The organism is Oleiphilus sp. HI0067 (genome assembly GCF_001635735.1).
Genome location: NZ_LWFI01000256.1, coordinates 1 through 898 on the forward strand (window position 1 = coordinate 1; position 898 = coordinate 898).

The following is an 898-nucleotide window of genomic DNA, read 5'->3' on the forward strand; positions in this document are numbered from 1 at the left end:
TCAATTCCAATACAGTCGGCTTAAACCGAGCAGAGCAAACGCAACTATTGACCAAGCAACTCGCTCGTTCTTGCTGCACAGATAAAATCATTTCTATGCAGACCTCCAATTTTGTGAGACCACCACGTCACCGTTAAACACCCCCACTCCACAATAAGCCTAGGATGATGCCCAACCTGCTCAGCATAATCACCTATCGAATTGGCGAATTCTTGCGCTTTAACAAAATTTGATACTTTAAAAACACGATGAAGGCGATTTTGCCCCTCTTCATGAATGACTTCCCAACCATCAACTTCAGATAACAAGTCTTTGATCTCATTGTCAGAAAGACGAGGCGCGTCTGCACGACACGCCTCACAAGTTTCTTTACTTAACATATATACCTCCTATTGAGCATGACAAAACAATAGCAGTACGCATCAGGACCTTATACCGATTTGGCAGAAATGATCTTGTCATGCCATTCAACAGGCGCAGTCTGATGAACAGACGTACCCAATGCATCTACCGCAACAGAAACCGGCATATCGACAACGTCAAATTCGTATATCGCTTCCATACCTAGTTCAGGGAATGCGACCACCTCAGCGTTCTTAATAGCCTTAGAAACTAGGTACGCAGCGCCGCCCACGGCCATCAAATAAACTGATCCGAACTCTTTGATTGCGTCAATTGCTACTTGTCCGCGCTCTGCTTTACCAATCATTCCAAGCAAGCCTGTTTTCTCGAGCATCGTGTGCGTAAATTTATCCATACGCGTCGCAGTGGTCGGACCCGCTGGACCAACAACCTCATCACGAACAGGGTCAACCGGCCCGACGTAATAAATAAAGCGACCAGTTAGATCAACCGGCAGCTCTTCACCGCTGCTGATCATTTCAACCATCTTCTTATG

At 46.1% G+C, this 898-nt stretch carries 2 protein-coding genes; both read right to left on the reverse strand.

Features of this window, described 5'->3' with window-relative positions; genetic code table 11:
* Positions 1-44: 44 nt before the first annotated feature.
* Positions 45-380: a 4a-hydroxytetrahydrobiopterin dehydratase gene (locus A3739_RS03270; RefSeq protein ID WP_068500301.1), complete on the reverse strand. Its 336-nt coding sequence runs from the start codon at positions 378-380 to the stop codon at positions 45-47.
* 50 nt (positions 381-430) lie between these two features.
* A partial coding sequence (locus A3739_RS03275) for a fumarate hydratase C-terminal domain-containing protein (protein ID WP_197472005.1) occupies positions 431-898 on the reverse strand: 468 nt, incomplete at its 5' end.

Coding starts and splice junctions, on each gene's coding strand:
- A3739_RS03270 (WP_068500301.1), bottom strand. CDS start 380: ATGTTAAGTAAAGAAACTTGTGAGGCGTGTCGTGCAGACGCGCCTCGT.